The organism is Zeimonas sediminis (assembly GCF_023721795.1).
Taxonomy (GTDB): domain Bacteria; phylum Pseudomonadota; class Gammaproteobacteria; order Burkholderiales; family Burkholderiaceae_E; genus Zeimonas; species Zeimonas sediminis.
In genome coordinates, this window is record NZ_JAMQYE010000001.1 from 2,156,494 (window position 1) to 2,173,590 (window position 17,097).

At 72.0% G+C, this 17,097-nt stretch carries 18 protein-coding genes; 13 read left to right on the forward strand and 5 right to left on the reverse strand.

Going from position 1 to position 17,097, the window contains the following annotated elements:
• Positions 1-18: 18 nt before the first annotated feature.
• Positions 19-666, forward strand: coding sequence for a DUF502 domain-containing protein (locus tag M6I34_RS10045; protein WP_272485549.1), 648 nt, complete (start codon positions 19-21; stop codon positions 664-666).
• Positions 667-1,006: 340 nt separating this feature from the next.
• On the opposite strand, the gene M6I34_RS10050 is transcribed toward M6I34_RS10045, so the two are convergent.
• Both M6I34_RS10050 and mtnA read right to left on the reverse strand, forming a co-directional pair.
• Positions 1,007-1,843, reverse strand: a complete 837-nt coding sequence (locus tag M6I34_RS10050) for a class II aldolase/adducin family protein (RefSeq protein WP_272485550.1) — start codon at positions 1,841-1,843, stop codon at positions 1,007-1,009.
• Positions 1,840-2,928, reverse strand: coding sequence for an S-methyl-5-thioribose-1-phosphate isomerase (gene mtnA / locus M6I34_RS10055; protein WP_272485551.1), 1,089 nt, complete (start codon positions 2,926-2,928; stop codon positions 1,840-1,842). The genes M6I34_RS10050 and mtnA overlap by 4 nt, the downstream gene beginning before the upstream one ends.
• 178 nt (positions 2,929-3,106) lie before the next feature.
• On the opposite strand from mtnA, the gene M6I34_RS10060 reads away from it, so the two are divergent.
• From M6I34_RS10060 to M6I34_RS10105, 10 genes are all read left to right on the forward strand, one after another.
• Positions 3,107-3,874, forward strand: a complete 768-nt coding sequence (locus M6I34_RS10060; RefSeq protein ID WP_272485552.1) for a sulfite exporter TauE/SafE family protein — start codon at positions 3,107-3,109, stop codon at positions 3,872-3,874.
• The gene (locus M6I34_RS10065; protein ID WP_272485553.1) at positions 3,865-6,468 is read left to right on the forward strand and encodes a heavy metal translocating P-type ATPase; all 2,604 of its coding nucleotides are present in this window, start codon (positions 3,865-3,867) and stop codon (positions 6,466-6,468) included. The genes M6I34_RS10060 and M6I34_RS10065 overlap by 10 nt, the downstream gene beginning before the upstream one ends.
• 2 nt (positions 6,469-6,470) lie before the next feature.
• A complete protein-coding gene (gene ccoS / locus M6I34_RS18225) occupies positions 6,471-6,761 on the forward strand; it encodes a cbb3-type cytochrome oxidase assembly protein CcoS (protein WP_336254510.1) in 291 nt (96 codons plus the stop codon).
• Positions 6,762-6,787: 26 nt separating this feature from the next.
• Complete coding sequence (gene ccoN, locus M6I34_RS10075) at positions 6,788-8,230, forward strand: cytochrome-c oxidase, cbb3-type subunit I (protein ID WP_272485554.1); 1,443 nt, start codon at positions 6,788-6,790, stop codon at positions 8,228-8,230.
• Positions 8,231-8,249: 19 nt separating this feature from the next.
• Complete coding sequence (gene ccoO / locus M6I34_RS10080) at positions 8,250-8,870, forward strand: cytochrome-c oxidase, cbb3-type subunit II (protein ID WP_272485555.1); 621 nt, start codon at positions 8,250-8,252, stop codon at positions 8,868-8,870.
• 25 nt (positions 8,871-8,895) lie between these two features.
• Complete coding sequence (locus M6I34_RS10085; RefSeq protein ID WP_272485556.1) at positions 8,896-9,042, forward strand: cbb3-type cytochrome oxidase subunit 3; 147 nt, start codon at positions 8,896-8,898, stop codon at positions 9,040-9,042.
• A gap of 66 nt (positions 9,043-9,108) precedes the next feature.
• The gene (gene ccoP / locus M6I34_RS10090) at positions 9,109-10,026 is read left to right on the forward strand and encodes a cytochrome-c oxidase, cbb3-type subunit III (RefSeq protein ID WP_272485557.1); all 918 of its coding nucleotides are present in this window, start codon (positions 9,109-9,111) and stop codon (positions 10,024-10,026) included.
• 8 nt (positions 10,027-10,034) lie between these two features.
• Entirely contained in the window at positions 10,035-11,444 is a 1,410-nt protein-coding gene (gene ccoG / locus M6I34_RS10095) for a cytochrome c oxidase accessory protein CcoG (RefSeq protein WP_272485558.1), read from the forward strand.
• 34 nt (positions 11,445-11,478) lie between these two features.
• Positions 11,479-12,024, forward strand: a complete 546-nt coding sequence (locus tag M6I34_RS10100; protein ID WP_272485559.1) for a FixH family protein — start codon at positions 11,479-11,481, stop codon at positions 12,022-12,024.
• On the forward strand, positions 12,021-12,293 hold the full coding sequence (locus tag M6I34_RS10105) for a hypothetical protein (protein ID WP_272485560.1): 273 nt from the start codon (positions 12,021-12,023) through the stop codon (positions 12,291-12,293). The genes M6I34_RS10100 and M6I34_RS10105 overlap by 4 nt, the downstream gene beginning before the upstream one ends.
• 26 nt (positions 12,294-12,319) lie before the next feature.
• On the opposite strand, the gene M6I34_RS10110 is transcribed toward M6I34_RS10105, so the two are convergent.
• Together M6I34_RS10110 and M6I34_RS10115 are read right to left on the reverse strand one after the other, a co-directional pair.
• On the reverse strand, positions 12,320-12,970 hold the full coding sequence (locus M6I34_RS10110) for a histidine phosphatase family protein (protein ID WP_272485561.1): 651 nt from the start codon (positions 12,968-12,970) through the stop codon (positions 12,320-12,322).
• A gap of 1 nt (position 12,971) precedes the next feature.
• Entirely contained in the window at positions 12,972-13,364 is a 393-nt protein-coding gene (locus M6I34_RS10115; RefSeq protein ID WP_272485562.1) for an RNA-binding S4 domain-containing protein, read from the reverse strand.
• Positions 13,365-13,447: 83 nt separating this feature from the next.
• On the opposite strand from M6I34_RS10115, the gene M6I34_RS10120 reads away from it, so the two are divergent.
• Positions 13,448-13,921 carry a MaoC family dehydratase gene (locus M6I34_RS10120; RefSeq protein WP_272485563.1) on the forward strand — a complete coding sequence of 158 codons (474 nt, stop codon included), beginning with the start codon at positions 13,448-13,450 and terminating at the stop codon, positions 13,919-13,921.
• A 6-nt stretch (positions 13,922-13,927) separates the two neighbouring features.
• Here the strand turns inward: M6I34_RS10120 and M6I34_RS10125 are convergent, their stop codons facing one another.
• Positions 13,928-15,322 (reverse strand): amidase, encoded by a 1,395-nt coding sequence (locus M6I34_RS10125; RefSeq protein WP_272485564.1) that lies wholly within the window; start codon positions 15,320-15,322, stop codon positions 13,928-13,930.
• A gap of 131 nt (positions 15,323-15,453) precedes the next feature.
• Here M6I34_RS10125 and M6I34_RS10130 point away from each other — a divergent pair, with 131 nt between their 5' ends.
• The gene (locus M6I34_RS10130; protein ID WP_272485565.1) at positions 15,454-17,094 is read left to right on the forward strand and encodes a bifunctional aminoglycoside phosphotransferase/ATP-binding protein; all 1,641 of its coding nucleotides are present in this window, start codon (positions 15,454-15,456) and stop codon (positions 17,092-17,094) included.
• The last annotated feature ends 3 nt before the right edge of the window (positions 17,095-17,097 follow it).

A 17,097-nucleotide genomic window follows, 5' to 3' on the forward strand; every position in this document is an offset into this window, starting at 1 on the left:
CCGACTTCCTGGATGCCGATGCGCGGACTGCTCAACATCTTCGTGACCGGCGCGCTGGCGGCGCTGCCGCTGGCCGCGACGCTGGCGATCTTCGTGTGGGCCGCCCGGCTCGCCGCCGATTACCTCGGTCCGTACAGCCTCGTCGGCCGAACGCTGAGCTCGATCGGGCTCGGCGTCGGCGGATCCGAGGTCGCCGCGTACGCGATCGGCATCCTGATCGTGCTGGTCGCGATCTTCCTGCTAGGCGTGCTGGTGCGGACCCGCTTGCGCGACGTGGTCACCTGGGCGGTCGACGGCGTGGTCAGGCGCATCCCGGTCGTGCGCAACGTCTACGACACCGTCAAGAAATTCGTCGAGCTGCTCTCGCAGCGCGACGAGGGGGCCACCCGCTCGATGCGTCCGGTGTGGCTGCACTTCGGCGGCGTCGGCGGCGCGGCAGTGCTGGGACTGCTGTCGACGCCCGAGCCGATCCGGCTCGGCGAGACCGAATACATGGCGGTCCTGATCCCGACCTCCCCGGTGCCGGTGGGCGGCGGCCTGATCTACGTGCCGGCCGCCTGGGTGACGCCGGCCGAGGTCGGCGTCGAGGGGCTGACCAGCATCTACGTGTCGATGGGGATCACGTCGCATCAGCACCTCGGCGGGGGCGACGCCAGGCCGCGCTGAGCGCCGGATCGGCGGGCGGGCCCGGTTTCCTCGTTCGCCCGGGCCGCGCGGGGGGCGTGGGACTGCGCCGGACGGTGTCGCGCCCCTCGCCTTCGGCTCGGGGTGCCGGCGCCTTCCTCGTCACCGGCGGGTCGGAGCTCAACTCGGCCCGCCTTCGGCGGGCCTCGGACAGAGCTCCTCCCTTCTCGCCGGTTCCTTCGGAAGCGCGCCGCGCGCCACAAGGTCCGGCGCAGTCCCACGCCCCCCGCGCGGCCCTGGAGACGGCTGCGTGCGAGCCGGAGCCGCCCGGCGAACCGGCGACCCCGCGAGCAACCGCGGTGGCTTGCGGTCCGCCGACGCGCTACTGGCGCCGGTAATCGGCGAACCGCTGCAGCACCTGCGCGATCTCGTCGTCGCCGAGGATCGCCGGCTCGCCGAGTTGCAGCGCGGTCGCGTACATCCGGGCCAGCGACTCGACTTCGTTCGACAGCTCGAGCGCGGCGGCCAGCGTGGGGCCGAAGGCGACGGTGCCGTGGTTGGCCAGCAGGCAGGCGCGGCGCTCGCGCAGGGCCTCGAGCGCCGCCTGCGACAACTCGGCGGTGCCGAAGCTGCGGTACGGCGCGCAGCGGATGTCGGCGCCGCCGGCGACCGCGACCATGTAGTGGAAGGCGGGGATGCCGTCGCGCTGCACGCGCGGCAGGCAGGCGAGCGCGGTCGCTGCGGGCGAGTGGACGTGGACGATCGCGCCGGCCTCGGGGCGCGCAGCGTAGACGTCGCGGTGCATTCGCCATTCCGAGGACGGGCGCCGCGCGGGCGGCGTCGCCGGCGCGGTCGCCGGTTCGGCTTCGGGCCGCGTCGTCGCGCCGCGCGCGGCGGCTTCGTCGCTTGCCGCCAGCGGCATCCAGACGACGTCTTCGGCGCTCATCGACTCGTAGGGGGTGGCCGCCGGCGTGACCAGCATGCCCGCGCCGAGCGGCCCGCCGCGATGCCAGCGCAGCGACACGTTGCCGGCGCGGCCGGTGTTCAGGCCGAGCGCGGCCATCTTCAGGCAGCAGTCGACGATCGCCTGGCGGGCGGAATTCTCGGTGACGAGAGCCGGGTCGCGACCGGCGGTCCCGGCGGTCCCGGCGGCGGGGGCGGCCGGGGCGCCGGCGTCCGGCTCCCGGCTGCGGCCCCGGGGGCCCGACTCGCCGCTCACCGCGCGCCTCCCGCGGCCAGCGCCAGCGCGACGCCCTCGGCCGACGCATCGAACACGCCGTGCTCGGTGACCAGTCCGCTGACCAGCCGCGCCGGCGTCACGTCGAAGCCCGGATTGGCGACCGGGCTGCCCTCGGGAACGACGCGCACCGCGCCGACGGAACCGTCGGCCAGCTGTCCGCCCACGTGCGTGACCTCGCGCGGGTCGCGCTCCTCGATCGGGATCGCGTCGCCGTCGGCGGCCTGAGGGTCGATCGTAGAGACCGGGCAGGCGACCCAGAACGGCAGCCCGCAGTCGCGCGCCGCGAGCGCCTTCAGGTAGGTGCCGATCTTGTTGGCCACGTCGCCGTTGGCCGCAACCCGGTCGCAGCCGACGATCGCGGCGTCGACCCGGCCCTGCCGCATCAGCAGGCCGCCCGCGTTGTCGACGATCACGGTGTGCGGCACGCCGCGCTCGGCCAGCTCCCAGGCGGTCAGCGAGGCGCCCTGGTTGCGCGGCCTGGTTTCGTCGACCCAGACGTGGAGCGGGACGCCGCGCTCGTGGAGCAGGTAGATCGGCGCCAGCGCGGTGCCGTAGTCCAGCGTGGCGATCCGGCCGGCGTTGCAGTGGGTGAGCAGGTTCAGCGGCGCGCCGGGCCGCCGCGCCGGCAGCCTGGCTGCGAGCGCCTCGAGCAGCGCGGCGCCGTGCTCGCCGATCCGCCGGTTGCAGTCGGCATCGGCCTCGCAGATCGCCATCGCCTCGGCGCGCGCAGCCTGCGCCCGCTGGGCCGGCGGCAGCGGCGCGACGCGGCGCATCGCCCGGTCGAGCGCCCAGCGCAGGTTGACCGCGGTCGGCCGGGCCGCGAGCAGCCGTCGCCAGGCCTCGTGCAGCGCCGCGTCCGACGCGTCGTCGCGCAGGGCCAGCGCCAGCCCCCAGGCGCCGACCGCCCCGATCAGCGGCGCGCCGCGCACCTGCATCGTGACGATCGCGCGATGGCAGTCGTCGACGCCGCGCAGCGCGATCTCGCGCCGCTCGAAGGGCAGCAGCGTCTGGTCGAGCGTACGCAGCACGCCCTGCTCGTCGATTCGAAGGGTTCTTGACATCATTCAAGCGGCGCCGCCTGGCGCGCTCGTATCATTCGCGAAAAGGTGTCCCGACAGGTGCCGGGGCGCTTCGCCAGTCTAATCCAAGGCGCGCCCCCGCAAGGCGCGCCGATCGGGCGGCGCGGCCGGCATCGGCGCGTCGCCGGCGCCGGTTCGCCGGCCTCACGAGGTTTCGCCAGCCGTGATCGGCTTTTCGCTGTTTTCAGCCTTCCTGCTCGGCCTGCTGGGCGGCGCGCACTGCGCCAGCATGTGCGGTGGCATCGTCACCGTGCTGGGCGCCCGGCACCGGATCATCCCGATCCGCGCGGTGGACGCAGCCACTGGCGAGCCGGTGATCGCCAGCGCCTCGGCCCCGTCGCGGCTGCAGCCGCTCGCGTACAACCTGGGCCGGATCTCCAGCTACGCGGTGGCCGGGGCGATCGCCGGGGCGGTCGGCTCGACCGCCTGGCTGGGCAGGCACATGCTGCCGATCCAGCAGTACGCCTTCGTCGCCGCGAACCTGGCGATGATCGTGCTGGGCCTCGCGCTGATGCTCGGCGCAGGTCGGCTCGGCTTCCTCGAGCGCCTCGGCACCGGCGCGTGGAAGCGGCTCGCGCCGACCGCGGCCCGACTGCTCGGCGCACAGGGCTTTCGCGGCGCGCTGGCCGCCGGGGCCGTCTGGGGATGGGTGCCCTGCGGCATGGTCTACGGCGTGCTGGTTGCGGCGCTGGTGTCGGGCAGCGCCGTGGACGGCGCCGCGCTGATGCTGGCCTTCGGCCTGGGTACGCTGCCCAATCTGCTGGCGCTCGGCTGGCTGGTGCAGCGCGGGGCGCCGTGGCTGGACCGGCCCTGGGTGCGACTGGCCGCCGGTGTGATGGTCGTCGCCTTCGCCGTGGCCGGCCTGCTTCGCATCGATCCGGTGGCCAACATCCACAGCGTGATCGACGCCTGCTTCCAGCCGTGGCGCTGAGCGGACCGCCGACGGCCGAGCCGGATCCGGCTGCGCGGAATCCCGCGCCGCCCGGACAGGACTCGTCGCGCCCGCTTGCCACGGCGCGGCTGGCCTGCTTCCACTGCGGCCAGCCGATCCTGGATCCCGGCCGCTGGTCCAGCCGGGTCGGCGGCGTCGAGCGTCCGATGTGCTGCGCCGGCTGCCAGGCGGTCGCCGATGCGATCGTCGCCGCCGGCCTCGACGACTACTACCGCACGCGCACCGAACTGCCCGCCTCGGGCTGGCAACCGCCTGCGGGTCTGTCGCTGGCGCCCGGGGCCGGCGCCGATGCAGCCGGCGCGCAGGGCGAAGCCGGGGCCGGCGAATCGCTGGCGATCTACGACGAACCCGAGGTGCAGGCGCGCTTCGTGAGGCGCGAGGGCGAGCGCTGCGAGGCCACGCTGCTGGTCGAGGGCATCCGCTGCGGCGCGTGCGTGTGGCTGATCGAACAGCAGCTCCGCGCCCAGCCGGGCGTCGAGGACGTCTCGGTCAACATGGCCACCGAGCGCGCCACCGTGCGTTACGACGACCGCGCCGCGCCGCTCTCCTCGCTGCTCGCGGCCGCCGGCCGGATCGGCTACCGGCTGCGTCCCTTCGACCCGACCCGCCGCGAGCAGGCGCTGCGCAAGACCAGCCGCGACTTGTTCAGGCGGCTGTTCATCGCCGGGCTCGGCATGATGCAGGTGATGATGTACGCGGTGCCGGTCTACCTGGCCGAGCCCGGCGACATCGAGGCGCAGTGGGACTCGCTGATGCGCTGGGCCAGCCTGGCGCTGACGCTGCCGGTGATCCTCTACTCGGCGCAGCCCTTCTTCGCCGGCGCCTGGCGCGACCTGAAGGCGCGCAGCCCCGGCATGGACGTGCCGGTCGCGATCGCGCTGGTCGCGGCCTTCGCGGCGAGCCTTCACGCCACGGTCACCGGCCGCGGCGAGGTCTGGTACGACTCGGTGACGATGTTCGTGTTCCTGCTGCTGGGCGCCCGCTACCTGGAGTGGATGGCGCGCCGGCGTGCGGCGCGCACTCTCGACGCGCTGTCCGCCTCGGTGCCCGACACCGCCGAGCGGCTCGATCCGGCGACCGGCGCGGCCCAGCGCGTGCCCGCCTCGCGGCTGGTTCCCGGGGATCGCTTTCGCGTGGCGCCCGGCGAGCGGATCGCGGTCGACGCGGAGATGCTCGACGAGGCCACCACGATCGACCAGTCGCTGCTGACCGGCGAGTCGCGGCCGGTCCCGGTCGGGCGAGGCGATCCGGTGCCCGGCGGCGCGATCAATACCGGCCACCCGGTGGTCCTGAAGGCGCTGCGCGCGGCCGGCGACAGCACGATCTCGACGATCGAACGGCTGGCCGAGCGCGCGGCGGCGCAGCGGCCGCACCTGGTCGGCGTGACCGACCGGATCGCCCGGGTCTTCGTGGTCGCGCTGCTGCTGCTGGCCTCGGCGATCTGGCTGGTCTGGCTGCAGATCGACCCGTCGCGGGCGGGCGAGATCGCGATCGCGGTGCTGGTCGTTTCCTGCCCTTGCGCGCTGTCGCTGGCCACGCCGGCCGCACTGGCCGCCGCCAGCGGCGCCGCCCTGCGACGCGGCATGCTGGTGGCGAGCGGCGACCTGCTGCTGCGCGCTGCCGAGGTCACCGACCTGGTCTTCGACAAGACCGGGACACTGACCGTCGGCAAGCCCGAGCTGATCGGCCTCGCGCCGGTGGCCGCGGCGGCCGCTCGCCTCGGCGAGGACGGGGCCGGCCCGCGACTGCTGGCGATCGCCGCCGCGCTGGAAACCGGCCAGCCGCACCCGGTAGCCGAGGCGATCCGCCGCGCGGCCGCCGGCCTGCCGCTGCCCGAGGCCGCCGAGGCGCGCAACGCCCCGGGGCTGGGCGTGCAGGCCCGGATCGACGGCCGCGCGTGGCGGCTCGGCAACCGGGCCTTCGCCGGGCCAGCGCAGCGTTGGGAAGAGACGGCCCAGTCCGCGGACACCGAGGTGTGGCTCGCCGACGAGCAGGGACCGGTCGCGCGCCTCGCCTTCCGCGACGCGCTGCGCGAGGAGTCGCCCGAGGTCGTCGGCCGGCTGGCGGCGCGCGGCCTGCGGCTTCATCTGCTGTCCGGGGACGACCCGGCCGCGGTGGCGGCGGTGGCGCACGGCCTGGGCATCGCCGAGCACCGCGGCGGCGCCCGCCCGGACGACAAGCTCGACTACGTGCGCGCCCTGCAGGCCGGCGGCCGCCGCGTCGCGATGGTCGGCGACGGCATCAACGACGCGCCGGTGCTGGCCGCGGCCGACGTGTCGGTAGCCGTCGGCGAGGCGACCTCGCTGGCGCGCACCGCTGCCGGCGTGGTGCTGCTGGGGCGCAGGCTGTCCGATTTGTGCGCACTTCTCGACCTGGCTCAAGACACGCGCCGGATCGTGAAGCAGAATCTGACGTGGGCGATGGCTTACAACGCGCTGGCGATTCCCGCCGCGGCGATCGGCTGGGTGCCTCCCGCGGTGGCCGCGATCGGGATGTCGGCGAGCTCGCTGCTGGTCGCGATCAATGCCCTGCGGCTGATGCCGCGGCAGCGCGGGCCCAACGGAGGCCGATGAGGATGGAAGCCCTTTACCTGTTGATCCCGCTCAGCGTCGTGGCGGTGTTCGGCGCGGCCTGGGTGTTCCTGCGGATGGCCGACAGCGGCCAGTTCGAGGACATGGACGGGCCGGCCTGGAGCGTGCTGCACGACGACGACCGGCCCGGCGGCGAGCGCACGGACCGCCCCGGCAAGGCTCCGGAAGACGCCGGCGCGGCGATGCGCGAGCGCCACAATCGGAACAATACTGACGACGGCGACACCGTGGCGATTGACGCAACGCAAGATCGCCGGGTAACCACACAAAGATAATGGGCAATCCTGCCACGGGGGTTCGAATGAGTGCTTCAAGATCGCTGACCGGCGAGACCTACCATTACAAGGTCATTCGCCAACTGACGGTGATGACCGTCGTCTGGGGGTTCATCGGCATGCTGGTCGGCGTGATCATCGCCGCGCAGCTGGCCTGGCCGGCGCTGAACTTCGACATCCCCTGGCTCACCTACAGCCGCCTGCGGCCGCTGCACACCAACGCGGTGATCTTCGCGTTCGGCGGCACGGCGCTGTTCGCCACCTCGTACTACGTGGTCCAGCGAACCTGCCAGACGCCGCTGTTCGCGCCCGGGCTCGCGGCGTTCACCTTCTGGGGCTGGCAGGCGATCATCGTCCTGGCGGTGATCACGCTGCCGCTCGGCATCACCAGCGGCAAGGAGTACGCCGAGCTCGAGTGGCCGATCGACCTGCTGATCACCGCGGTGTGGGTCGCCTACGCGATCGTGTTCTTCGGCACGATCGCCAAGCGCAAGACGCCGCACATCTACGTGGCCAACTGGTTCTTCGGCGCGTTCATCATCACCGTGGCGGTGCTTCACATCGTCAACAGCGCCGCGCTGCCCGCCACGGCCACCAAGTCCTACTCGGCCTACGCCGGGGTGCAGGACGCGATGGTGCAGTGGTGGTACGGCCACAACGCGGTCGGCTTCTTCCTGACCGCCGGCTTCCTCGGGATGATGTACTACTTCATCCCAAAGCAGGCCGAGCGCCCGGTCTACTCGTACCGGCTGTCGATCGTGCACTTCTGGGCGCTGATCTTCACCTACATGTGGGCCGGCCCGCACCACCTTCACTACACGGCGCTGCCCGACTGGGCCCAGAGCATCGGCATGCTGTTCTCGCTGATCCTGCTCGCGCCGTCGTGGGGCGGCATGATCAACGGCATCATGACCCTGTCGGGCGCCTGGCACAAACTGCGCACCGACCCGATCCTGAAGTTCCTGATCGTCTCGCTGTCGTTCTACGGCATGTCGACCTTCGAGGGCCCGATGATGTCGATCAAGACGGTCAACGCGCTGTCGCACTACACCGACTGGACCGTCGGCCACGTGCACTCGGGCGCGCTCGGCTGGGTCGGCTTCATCACGATGGGCTCGGTCTACTACCTGCTGCCGCGGCTGTTCAACCGCACGCAGATGCACAGCGTGAAGGCGATCGAGGTGCACTTCTGGGTCGCCACGATCGGCGTGGTGCTGTACATCGCCGCGATGTGGATCGCCGGGGTCACGCAGGGCCTGATGTGGCGCGCCACCAACCCCGACGGCACGCTGACCTACGCGTTCATCGAGTCGCTGAAGGCCACGTACCCGTACTACTACATCCGGGTGCTCGGCGGCCTGCTGTACCTGGCGGGCATGGGGATCATGCTCTGGAACGTGCTGATGACGATCCGCGGCGGCAAGGCGGTCGACGCGCCGGTGCCCCGGCTCGACGCTGCCCACGCCTGAGCGAGAAAGGAGAAAAAGAATGTCCAGCAAGTTCTCGCATTCGATCATCGAGAAGAACCTGCCGCTGCTGATGGTGCTGATCCTGGTCGCGATCAGCTTCGGCGGCCTGGTCGAGATCGTGCCGCTGTACTTCCAGAAGTCCACCACCGAGCCGGTGGCCGGGCTCAAGCCCTACACCGCGCTGCAGCTGACCGGGCGCGACGTCTACGTCCGCGAGGGCTGCTACAACTGCCACTCGCAGATGATCCGGCCCTTCCGCGCCGAGACCGAACGCTACGGCCACTACTCGGTGGCCGGCGAGTTCGTCTACGACCGTCCCTTCCAGTGGGGCAGCAAGCGCACCGGTCCGGACCTCGCGCGGGTCGGCGGCCGGTACACGGACGAATGGCACCGCGTGCACCTGATGAACCCGCGCGACCTGGTCCCGGAGTCGAACATGCCCGGCTACCCGTGGCTGGCCGGCCGGCCGGCCGACGACGGCACGATCCAGGCCAGGATGCGCACGCTGGTCAAGCTCGGGCATCCGTACAGCGCCGAGCAGATCCAGAAGGCGCCGGAAGAGCTGAAGGACCGCACCGAGATGGACGCGCTGATCGCCTATCTGCAGGTGCTGGGCACCTCGCTGACCAAGCCGCAGTGATCGGCCAGGCGAAGAGGGAACCGACATGGACATCAACGTGCTGCGCGGGATCATCGCCGCGGTGAGCCTGGCGATCTTCGTCGGGATCGTGCTGTGGGCCTGGAGCGGGCGGCAACGCCAGCGCTTCGACGAGGCCTCGCGGCTGCCCTTCGTCGAACGCGACGAGCTCTGAGGCCCGCCCCGTCCTGCCCAACGCATCAACGAAGAATCCGACGCGAACCGTCCGCGGAGAAAGAAAATGGCCGATTTCACCAGTTCCGGCTGGAGCCTCTACATCGCGATCGTCACGATCGTGTCGATCGTGTTCTGCCTGTGGCTTGCCCTGATCCTGGCGAAGGGCCGGGTCAAGGGCGAGCAGGTCGGCACCACCGGCCACAAGTGGGACGAGACCCTCGAGGAGTTCAACAACCCGCTGCCGCGCTGGTGGCTGTGGCTGTTCATCATCACCTGCGTGTTCTCGATCGTTTACCTGATCCTCTACCCCGGGCTGGGCAGCTTCGCCGGCACGCTGGGCTGGAGCCAGAAGGACCAGTACGAGCGCGAGGTCGCGCGGGTCAACCAGGCGGTCGAGCCGCTGTTCGCCAAGTTCATGGCGCAGGACGTCAAGACCGTGGCGGCCGACCCGCAGGCCCGCGAGATGGGCGAGCGCCTGTACCTGACCTACTGCGTGCAGTGCCACGGCTCCACCGCGCAGGGCAGCCGCGGCTTCCCGAACCTGACCGACCGCGACTGGATGTGGGGCGGCGAGCCCGAGGCGATCAAGACCACGATCACCCAGGGCCGCCAGGGCATGATGCCGCCGATGGCCGCTGCGGTCGGCTCGTCCGACGACGTGACCAACCTGGCGCACTACGTGCTGTCGCTGTCCGACAGCGGCCACGACGCCGCGAAGGCGGCCCTCGGCAAGGACAAGTTCGCGGCCTGCGCGGCCTGCCATGGCCCTGACGGCAAGGGCAATCCTGCCCTGGGCGCGCCGAACCTGACCGACAAGACCTGGCTCTACGGCGGCGGCCTCGCCACGATCGTCGAGACGATCAACAAGGGCCGCAGCAACCAGATGCCGGCCTTCGGCGAACTGCTGGGCGAAGGCAAGATCCACCTGCTGACCGCCTACGTCTGGGGCCTGTCCAACAGCCCGGCCACCGCGTCGCGCTGATCCGCAAGATGTCCGAACCAGCCAGCCAGGGACAGCCCGGCGACGTCGAGGTCGCGCTCTACGAGGTCCGCAAGAAGATCTACCCGCGCGCGGTCACCGGCCTGTTCGCGGGCTGGCGCTGGGCCCTGGTCTGGTTCACCCAACTGCTGTTCTACGGGCTGCCCTGGCTCAGCTGGGGCGACCGCCCGATGGTCCTGTTCGATCTCGAGGCGCGACGCTTCTACCTGCTAGGCATCGTCCTCTACCCGCAGGACTTCATCTACCTGACGGGCCTTCTGGTCATCTCGGCGCTCTCGCTGTTCCTGTTCACCGCGGTGGCCGGACGGCTGTGGTGCGGCTACGCCTGCCCGCAGACCGTGTACACCGAGATCTTCATGTGGGTCGAGCGGAAGATCGAGGGCGACCGCTCCGCGCGCATGAAGCTCGACAAGTCGCCGATGTCGGGGGCCAAGTTCTCCCGCAAGGCGGCCAAGCACGTCGCTTGGGTCCTGATCGCGCTCTGGACCGGCATCACCTTCGTCGGCTACTTCACGCCGATCCGCGAGCTGCTCGGCGCGATCGTCACGCTGTCCACCGGCCCCTGGCAGACCTTCTGGGTGCTGTTCTACGGCTTCGCGACCTGGGGCAATGCCGGGTTCATGCGCGAGCAGGTCTGCAAGTACATGTGTCCGTACGCGCGCTTCCAGAGCGCGATGTTCGACAAGGACACGATGATCATCACCTACGACGCGGCGCGCGGCGAGCCGCGCGGGTCGCGCTCGAAGAAGGCCGATCCGGCCGCGCTGGGGTTGGGTGCGTGCATCGACTGCTCGCTGTGCGTGCAGGTCTGCCCGACCGGCATCGACATCCGCAAGGGCCTGCAGTACGAATGCATCGGCTGCGCCGCCTGCATCGACGCCTGCGACCAGGTCATGGACAAGATGAGCTACCCGCGCGGGCTGATCCGGTACACGACCGAGAACGCGATGGCCGAGGGCCTGGACACGAGGGCGATGCTGCGCCGTGTCGCCCGGCCGCGCGTGCTCGTCTACAGCGGCATCCTGCTCGCGGTCACGCTGGCCCTGTTCGCCCACCTGCTGCTGCGCTCGCCGATCAAGCTCGACGTGATCCCCGACCGCTCGCTCGGCCGCGAGGTCGAGGAAGGGATGATCGAGAACACCTACCGGCTGCAGTTCATCAACTCGTCCGAGACCGCTCGCCGCTTCCTCGTGAAGGTCGACGGCATCGAGTCGATCTTCGTGGCAGGCCAGACCGCCTTCGAGATCGGGCCCGCCGGGGTCAGGATGGTGCCGGTCACGGTGCGCACGAAGCCGGGCAACGGCAAGCCGGGCAGCAACCCGATCCGGTTCGAGGTGCGGGCCGAAGACGACGAGTCGGTGTCGGCCAGCGCGAAGTCCACCTTCTTCGTGCCGCGCTGACCGCCACGACCAACCGAGCAAGGACTTCCGAGGCATGACCGAGGCTACATACGCGACCCCGTGGTACCGCCAGCGCTGGCCGTGGCTGCTGATGATCATGCCGGCCACGGCGATCGTCGGCGGCATCTTCACCTGGTGGCTGGCCGCCAACGCGAACAACTCGATGGTGGTCGACGACTACTACAAGGAAGGCCGCGCGATCAACCAGCAGCTCGCGCGCGACGACCGCGCGGCGCAGCTCGGCCTGGCCGCCACGCTGGCCGCGGGCTCGCCGGGCGACCGGTCCGGCGCCGGCGGCATCGCCGTGGACCTGCGCGGGCGGCTCGACGCGGCCGCCCTTCCGGACTCGCTCACCCTCAGGCTGGTGCACGCGACGGAATCGTCGCTGGACGCGCAACTCACGCTGCGGCACGCGGGCGGCGGCCGCTACCTGGGCGCGGGCGTGCTGCCGGGCAGCGGGCACTGGATCGTCCACCTGGAAGATCCGCAGCGCAGCTGGCGTCTCCTGGCGCGCACCGACCGCTTCGACGTGCCGCTCGAGCTGGCTTCCGATCCCGTGCTCGCCGGAGGCCGCCGATGACGCCAGCCGACCCGAAGCCGATCGGCGAGCGCAGGATCGGCCGTTTCATGATGCAGGTGCTGTGGCCGTCCTTCCTGATGGCCGCGGTGGCGGTCGGCGTGTTCTTCTCGATGATCGACCCGCAGGAACTGGTCTTCATCGGCGTGCACCTCGCCGACACCCGGGAGGCCGCCTACACGGTCGGATTCTTCCTGTTCTGGGCCCTGTTCGCGGCCTCGAGCGCGCTGACCTGGGTGCTCACCTGCGGGCCCGACGGGCCGAAGGACTAGCGACAGCGCTCGGTCAGCGACGGCGCTCAGTTCGGCGGCGCCGCGCGATCGGGCACGAAGCGGAAGGCGGGCTCGACCCGCCCGTTTCGCCAGCGGCCGACGACGACCTCCCCCTGCGACGCGAAGCGCCCCATGACGGCGCTGATGTTGACCTGGTGCGTGACCAGCATCGCATTGCGCGCCGGGTCGAGGCCGGCCGCCCAGGCGAGCACCTCCCGGGTCTGCTCGGGCTCCTCGCCGCGCGAGGCGAAGAAGGAATTCAGCGCCGGCCAGTCGGCCGCGGCGCCGAAGGCCAGTTCGGCGGTCTCCCTGCACCGGCACCACTGGCTGGTGCGCACCTCGTCGATCCGGATGCCCGCGGCGCGCATCGCGGCGCCGGCGCGTCTCGCCTGGGCGCGGCCTTCGGCCGACAGGTTGCGCTGGGTCGAGCAGTCGCCGATGCGAAACCCGGGCGGGTCCCCGACGCCGGGCTCGGTGACCGCATGCCGCATCATCAGGATCCAGCCGCCCGACGCCAGGCGCCGGGCCGCTTCGGCCAGCGTGACCGGCTCGCCAGCGGCCTGGTCCGCCCTTGCCTCGGGAGGCAGCAGGGCCTGCGCGCCCAGGCAGGCGGCGAACGCGACCAGCCCGCCAGCCAGGCTTCGCCGCGCGGTCGATGCCGGGAGCCTGCGCCGCATGTCAGGCGCCCTGCCCGTCGCGCAGCCGGCCGAGCTGACGCCGATCGCGCTTGGTGGGCCTGCCGTGGGCGATCGCCTGCGCCGGTTCGGCGAGGAAGCGGCGCGCCTCGCGCCTTTCCTGCCGCCGCGCGAGGGACTCGGCGGTTTCCTCGTAGAGCGCCTGCGCGACGGGCGCCGAGCCACGCCGGTCGTCGAGGCCGCGGACCACGATCGTGCGCTCGTCGTCGCCGATCCGCAGCGTGAGCTCGTCGCCGACACGCAGCGCCCGCGACAGCTTGACCCGCTGTCCGGCGAGCAGCACCCGGCCGTTCTCGATCGCGGTCTGGGCGAGCCCGCGGCTGCGGAAGAAGCGCGCCGCCCACAGCCATTTATCGATACGGACCGGTTCGTTCATCCGGTTATTCTAGGACGCATCGGCCCGCCCCGGGCTCTTGCGCGGGCGGCCGGCAGGGACATCGGCACATGGAGAGACCGGGCATGACGGTACCGTTCAAGCAGCGCTATTTCGAGGACTACCAGGTCGGAGAGACCGCGGAATTCGGCGACTACCCGATCACCGAGCGGGAGATCGTCGAGTTCGCCAGCAAGTACGACCCCCAGCCCTTCCACGTGGACCCCGAGGCCGGCGCCAGGACGATCTACGGCGGGCTGATCTCCAGCGGATGGATGACCGGCAGCGTGATGATGCGGATGCTGGTCGACCACTTCATCTCGCCGCTGTCCAGCATGGGCTCGCCGGGCATCGACGAGGTGCGCTGGCACAAGCCGGTGCGCCCGGGCGACCGGCTCCACATGCGGGTCACGATCCTCGAGAAACGCCGCTCCGAGAGCAAGCCCGACCGCGGCGTGATCCGCGTGCTTCAGGAGGCGGTCAACCAGGACGGCGACACGGTGATGAGCTTCCGCGGCATGGGCATGTACAAGTGCCGCGACGCGGCCGCGCCGGGCTGAGCGCGATCACGGCTGCGGCCAGGGCCGCTGCGGCGGACGCAGCTGCTCCAGGGTTCGCGACAGCCGCATCACGCCCAGGTCGTCGAAGCGCTGGCCGACGACCTGCACGCCGACCGGCAGGCCGTCGGCGGTGCTGGTCCAGTTGACCGAGGCCGCCGGCTGCTCGCTCATGTTGTAGGCCACGGTGAAGGCGATGTGCGACAGCGCGTCGTGCGGATCGTCGCTCGGGCTGTGCTGTTCCGCGCCCCACGAGGCGACCGGCGTCGTGGGCGTGAGCAGGAAATCGTGACGGGCCGTGGCCCGCACCGCCGCCTCGCGCATCGCGATCACCTGCCCGTAGGCGGACATCACGTCGGACCCGCTGAAGGACTTCGCGCGGTGCGTGCACCACTCGACGATGAAGGGCAGGATCTTCGCGCGCGTCTCGGGCGTCATCTGCGCGACGTCGCCGTAGGATCGCGCTTCGAAGAACGCGCAGATGCCGTCGAGCATGGCCGGCGTGAGGAAGGGATCGGCGGGCTCGACGATCGCGCCGGCCGCCTCGAGGGCGCGCGCGGCCGACTCGACGGCGGCGACCACGTCGGCGTCGGGCGGCAGCCCGGCCCGCATGTCGGTCAGCACGCCGATGCGCAGCCCCTTCGGCGACAGGCCTTCCAGGTTCGCCGCGTAGTCGACCGGCTGGTAGGGCAGGCTCATGAAGTCGCGGACGTCGGGCCGGGTCAGCTCGTTCATCATCAGCGCCGCGTCGGCCACGCTGCGCGTCATCGGGCCGGCCGCCCGGCCCATGTAGGGCGGGTCGATCGGGATCCGGCCGAGGCTGGGCTTGAGGCCGAACAGGCCGCAGACCGCTGCGGGCAGCCGGACCGAACCGCCGATGTCGGTGCCGATGTGCAGCGGGCCGTAGCCGGCTGCAGCGGCGGCGCCCGCCCCCGACGACGATCCCCCGGGGTTGCGGTCGAGGCGCCACGGATTGCGGGTCGTGCCGTGCTTCGACGAGCGCCCGGAGGACAGCATCCCGAAGTCGGGCATCGTGGTCTTGCCGAGGATCACGCAGCCGGCCTCGCGCATCCGCGCCGAGGGCGGCGCGTCATGCGGCCTGGGCGACGGGTCGGTGACCAGCGTGCCGAGCGGCGCCGGGTCGCCCTTCGTGTACAGGTTCTCCTTGATCGTGACCGGCACGCCGTCGATCGCCGACAGCGGACTGCCCGCCCGCCAGCGGGCCTCGGACTCGGCGGCCGCGGCCAGCGCCGCGTCGCGGTGGACCAGGTACATCGCGTTGATCCTGGGCTCCCAGCGGTCCATGTGCTCGAGCACGGCGCGGGTCGCCTCGACCGGCGACAGCTCGCCGCGGGCGTAGGCGCCCGAGAGCTCCGAGGCGCTGAGATCGTGGACGGCAGTCATCGGAATCGGGTCTCCTGTCTTGTCTCCGGCATCGGCCGCGGCGGTCTGCGCCGGCCCCCGCAAGGGGTTCCGCTGGCCACTCGAGGCGCCAGTGTGCCACCATCGGTGATCGCCGCGCCCCATACTCCGACATGTCGCAAGCAGATCCGGAACCCGCGACCGCAGCCGCCGGTGCGCGGCCGCCCGACGGTTTCGCCGAGGCGCTGCGCAGGCACCTGGAAGCCTCGCTCGGCAGGCCGGTGCGGTGCATCGAGACGCACATCTCGTGGGTGCTGCTCGACGGCGAGCACGCGTGGAAGCTCAAGAAGCCGGTGCGGCTGGGCTTCCTGGACTTCGGCTCCGCGGAAGTTCGCGAGCGCTTCTGCCACGAGGAACTGCGCCTGAACCGACGGCTCGCGCCCGGCCTCTACCTGGACGTCGTCCCGATTCGCGGCAGCCGCGATCGGCCCCGCATCGACGGGGGCGGCCCGCCGGTCGACCACGCGGTGAGGATGCGCCAGTTCCCGGCGGGCGCGCTGCTCGACGAGCGGCTGGCCAGCGGCCGGCTCGAGCCGGAGCAGGTCGACCGGCTCGCGCGGCGCATCGCCGACTTTCACGCAGCGGCGCCGGTCGCAGGGCCGGCCACCGAGTTCGGCAGCGCCGCGACGATCGAGGCGGCCACCTCCCGCGTGCTGGACGCCCTCGCCGGCGCCGCGCCCGACCCGCGCATCGCGCCCCTGCGCGCCTGGTGCGAGGCCGAGGCGCTGCGGCTGCGGCCGGAGTTCGGGCGCCGCAAGGCGCAAGGGAAGGTGCGGGAGTGCCACGGCGACCTGCACCTGGCCAATGCGGTGGTGCTCGGCGATGACGACGTCACCGCGTTCGACTGCATCGAGTTCGACCCGGCGCTTCGCTGGATAGACCTGCAGAGCGAGGTCGCCTTCCTGGTCATGGACCTGCTCGCGCACGGCCGCGCCGACCTGGGCTTCCGCTTCCTGGACACCTGGCTGGAGAGCAGCGGCGACCACGAGGGCGTGACGGTGCTGCGCTACTACCTGGTCTACCGGGCCCTGGTGCGGGCGATGGTGGCCGCGATCCGCGCCGGGCAGGCGGCGCGACGCGGGCCCGGCGGCGCTGCCGGACCGGGCGTCCCTCCCGAAACGGGCGGCCCCCGCGAAACGGGCGCGCCTGCCGGCGCCCCGGACTACCTGTCGCTCGCCGAGCGGCTGTCGCGCTCGCGGGACCCGCGCCTGCTGATCACGCACGGCCTGTCGGGCTCGGGAAAGAGCCACGCTGCCCGCCTGCTGCTCGGCCCGGCCGGCGCGATCCGCCTGCGCTCGGACGTCGAGCGCAAGCGGTTGTTCGGCCTGCGGGCGCTCGAGCCCTCCGCGCCGCGGGTGCCCGGCGGGATCTACCGCGAGCAGGACACCGAGCGCACCTACGCCCGGCTGCTCGAGCTCGCCGGCGTCGCGCTCGACGCGGGCTGGCCGGTGATCGTCGACGCCGCCTTCCTGCGCGCGGGCGAGCGCGCCGCCTTCCGGCGCGCCGCGCAGGCGCGCGGGGTGCCGTTCGCGATCCTGCGCTGCAACGCCGATCCGGAGCTCCTGCGAGCGCGGGTCGCCGCGCGCGGCCGGGAAGGCGACGACCCGTCGGAGGCCGACCTGTCGGTGCTCGAGGGCCAGCTTCGCGGTCGCGAGCCCCTTCAGGCCGACGAGCTTCCGTTCGCGATCGAGGTCGACAGCGCCGGCGAGATCGATCCGCGCGCGCTGGCCGAAGCCTGGCGCGCCCGGAGCTGACCG